The organism is Nocardia sp. NPDC004722 (genome assembly GCF_053601505.1).
The window spans coordinates 1-3008 of record NZ_JBSGBY010000818.1 but is presented as its reverse complement, the minus strand read 5'-3'; the positions used below and the strand labels follow the sequence as shown (position 1 = coordinate 3008).

5 protein-coding genes and 1 pseudogene are annotated in these 3008 nt (G+C 66.5%); 3 read left to right on the top strand and 3 right to left on the bottom strand.

The features are described from left to right. Window positions 1–243 (top strand): annotated as a pseudogene (locus tag ACWELQ_RS42445) (hypothetical protein); the annotation flags it as partial. Window positions 244–347: 104 nt separating this feature from the next. Here ACWELQ_RS42445 and ACWELQ_RS42440 read toward each other — a convergent pair. Continuing rightward, window positions 348–746 carry an ester cyclase gene (locus ACWELQ_RS42440; protein ID WP_452402638.1) on the bottom strand — a complete coding sequence of 133 codons (399 nt, stop codon included), beginning with the start codon at window positions 744–746 and terminating at the stop codon, window positions 348–350. 115 nt (window positions 747–861) lie between these two features. Between ACWELQ_RS42440 and ACWELQ_RS42435 the strand changes: the two genes are divergently transcribed. Together ACWELQ_RS42435 and ACWELQ_RS42430 are read left to right on the top strand one after the other, a co-directional pair. After that, window positions 862–1464: a TetR/AcrR family transcriptional regulator gene (locus tag ACWELQ_RS42435; RefSeq protein WP_452402637.1), complete on the top strand. Its 603-nt coding sequence runs from the start codon at window positions 862–864 to the stop codon at window positions 1462–1464. Window positions 1465–1534: 70 nt separating this feature from the next. Then, window positions 1535–2212 carry an ATP-grasp domain-containing protein gene (locus ACWELQ_RS42430; RefSeq protein WP_452402636.1) on the top strand — a complete coding sequence of 226 codons (678 nt, stop codon included), beginning with the start codon at window positions 1535–1537 and terminating at the stop codon, window positions 2210–2212. Here the strand turns inward: ACWELQ_RS42430 and ACWELQ_RS42425 are convergent. Both ACWELQ_RS42425 and ACWELQ_RS42420 read right to left on the bottom strand, forming a co-directional pair. Beyond that, the gene (locus tag ACWELQ_RS42425) at window positions 2195–2590 is read right to left on the bottom strand and encodes a nitroreductase family deazaflavin-dependent oxidoreductase (protein WP_452402635.1); all 396 of its coding nucleotides are present in this window, start codon (window positions 2588–2590) and stop codon (window positions 2195–2197) included. The two genes, ACWELQ_RS42430 and ACWELQ_RS42425, sit on opposite strands and share 18 nt — an antisense overlap. Window positions 2591–2628: 38 nt before the next feature. Further along, window positions 2629–3008 (bottom strand): Sir2 family NAD-dependent protein deacetylase (locus tag ACWELQ_RS42420; RefSeq protein ID WP_452402634.1); only part of this gene is annotated, 380 nt, incomplete at its 5' end.

Below are 3008 nucleotides of genomic sequence, written 5' to 3'. Positions count from 1 at the left end.
CCCGACGCCGCCCGCACCGCCCTGCACGCCCTCCCCGACCCACCTCCCGACCTACTACGAGAACTACGCCTAGCCCTCCTCACACACGCCGCCCTCGCCCTGAACGACCACAAGATCCTCCGCCATATCCGTGATCAATTAACCCCCGCCACAACCGAACTCGCAGGCGCAGGCACCGGCCTACTCACCCTCGCCCCCATCACCCACTACCTGGACCGCATCACCACCGCCCTCACCGCGTAACGCCCGCGTAGCGCCGAGGCACTTCAAGATCAAGGTGTACTCACGGAGGCGATCCAGACAAATTCCCGCAGTGAGTACACCTTGATCTTGGTTGGCGTTGGGGATTACGCGGGCGGGGCGGGGGATGGTGGCTGCTGAAGGGTGTCTGCGCTGTAGGGGAGTCCTTGGCCGAGGGCCCAGTTCTCGGCGATGCGGCCGTCCTCGATCCGGAAGATCTCGATCATCATCGGTGGGGGACCGCCCTGTGGGAGAGGGATCCCTGTCACCGAGGAGCGGAGGGCGACTCGGTCGCCGTCGACCAGGATGTCTTCGGCGACAACGCGAATGCCGGGGAAATGGGTGACCAAGGCGCGCCAGGCGGATTCGCCCGCCTCGAAGCCGTTGGTGCCCAGCGAATGGCTGAAGAAGTCCGGGGTGTGCAGCTCGTCAGCCTGGTCGAATTCGCGGGTGTTGAAGCATTCCTGTAGTCGGCGTACCAGAGTGGCGGGGTCTGGGGTGGTCATGTGGCTCCCTCCGTGGGGATCGGGCCTGACCGGGGCGACGGACGCGAAAGCGGTGCGCTGCCCCGTTTATGGTCTCAGCATACGGGGCGGCGACCCGGCTATGCTCGTGATCGATATGAATCAGCCTCCGCCCGAACCTATCTCACCCACCGCGTCGGTCCGCGGTCGTGAATTGCGCGCGGACGCGCGGCGTAACCGTGAACGCGTCGTGGCGGCCGCCCAGCGATTGTTCGCCACGGAGGGGCTCGCGGTCTCGCTGGACGAGGTTGCCCGACGCGCGGGTGTCGGACCCGGGACCGTGCACCGGCACTTCCCCACGAAAGAGGCGCTATACCTGGCGGTCTCGATCGACCAGATCGCACATCTGGTGTCCGAGGCGTCGGCACTCGCGGCAACCGACGATCCCGCCGCGCTGTTCACCCTCCTATCACGGATGATCGCCAACGGCCTCGAAAACGTCCTGGTCAAAAGCGCCCTCGCCGCCACCGGATTCGACTTGCGCACCGCCGCACCAGAACTGGCGCACGACCTGACCACCCACGTCGACATCCTCCTCACCCGCGCCCGCACCGCAGGCGTTGCCCGAGACGACGTCACCGCCCCCGAAGTGATGGCCCTGATCGCAGGCACACTCCACGCCGCCGCCTACGCAGGCGAATCCACCCCCTCCCACCTCGCCGACATCATCCTCGACGGCCTGCGCCCCCGGCACCGCTGAGCGACCCATGTTCACCACCGCATTCCTGCAGCACCGCGGCAAGGGTCCGTTGCGTCATGAGGAGGCCCTCTTGACGGAGGGACTGACCCGGATCGGAATCCCGATCCTTCACTACACCGCGAAGCGCATCGAACGTCGGCAATTGCCTTTGGGTCCGGATATTTTCATCGCGGGGGACACGGATGCGATGCACGGTGCGATGCGGCAGCTGGGGATCGGTGTGCCCGAGCCCGACGACTACCCGGAGAGCCTGCGACGCTTCCTGGGCCGCATGGTGTGGAAGTCGACGCTGGGTGAGGTGGAACGTGCTGTCGAATCCGGATCGTGCCCAACCGTTTTCGTGAAGCCCGCGAAACGCCGCAAGAACTTCACCGGCGCGGTCTGCTATTCCGAGCGGGATTTCGCCGCTTTCGGACATGTCAGCCGCTGCCAGCCGGTGTGGTGCTCGCAGGTCGTGGACTGGCAGGCGGAGTACCGCGTCTACGTCGTCGACCGACGCATCGTGTCGGTGGATCACTATGCCGGTGACGGGTCGATTCCGTTGGACCTGGATGTGGTCGAGACAGCGCTCGCTACCTACGAGCGGGCACCCAGCGGCTACGGCATCGACTTCGGCCTCCTGGGCAACGGTGCGACCGCTCTCGTGGAGGCGAACGACGGGTATGCCCTTGGCGCGTATGCCATTCGCGCCGACGACTACACCGAACTGGTCACCCGCCGCTGGGGCGAACTACTTGGCGGGCTCTAGATCTGCGGCGAACAGGGGGAGGGTGCGGCCGGACAGGCGGGCGATGAGGGGGGCGTTGGCGCTTACTTCGCCGCGGGGGATTACGCGGGGGTTTGTCAGGTGGAATTGGCGGAAGGTGTGGTGGGCTTCGGCTTCGCCTGCGGCGAGGGTGTTTCGGATCCAGTCGGTGCGGCCGTGGCCCATGGCCACGTAGAGGGTGTTTCCGCCTCGGAAGGCGTTGACCGGGGTGGAGTAGGGCTTTCCGGACTTGCGGCCGCGGTGGGTGATGACGGCGAAACCGGGGAGGTAGGGGGCGATTCGGCGGACTACGGGGTTCATGTACCTGGATTGGATCCGGTCGACCCATGCGGGGAAGTAGTTGCGTTCAACCGTCGACATTCCAGCACCTTCTGTCCGAACCCATCGTTTCGGACAACCTACATGGGGGCGAGGGTGTCGGCCAGGGCGGTGAGGACGGGGGTGCAGGGGGTGTCGAGGGTGAGGGTGGACAGGGGGTCGGCGCGGGTGGGTCCCTGGTTGAGGATGAGCAGGGGGCGTTGGGATTTGGCGGTGTGGCGGGCGAAGCGGAGGCCGGACATGACCGTGAGGGAGGAGCCTACGACCAGGAGGGCTTCGGAGGAGTCGACGAGGTCGTAGGCGGCGGCCACCCGGGGTTTGGGGACGGATTCGCCGAAGTAGACGATGTCGGGTTTGAGGAGGCCGCCGCAGGGGATCGAGTCGGCGACATCCTCCGGCCGCACGAGCCGGGTCGCGGCGGCGAAGGCGTCGGTGGTGGGCAGATTGGCGTTGACGTCCC

Excerpts from the sequence above, each read along its gene's own strand:
- ACWELQ_RS42440 (WP_452402638.1), bottom strand. The coding sequence starts at position 746 with ATGACCACCCCAGACCCCGCCACTCTGGTACGCCGACTACAGGAATGC.
- ACWELQ_RS42435 (WP_452402637.1), top strand. The coding sequence starts at position 862 with ATGAATCAGCCTCCGCCCGAACCTATCTCACCCACCGCGTCGGTCCGC.
- ACWELQ_RS42425 (WP_452402635.1), bottom strand. The coding sequence starts at position 2,590 with ATGTCGACGGTTGAACGCAACTACTTCCCCGCATGGGTCGACCGGATC.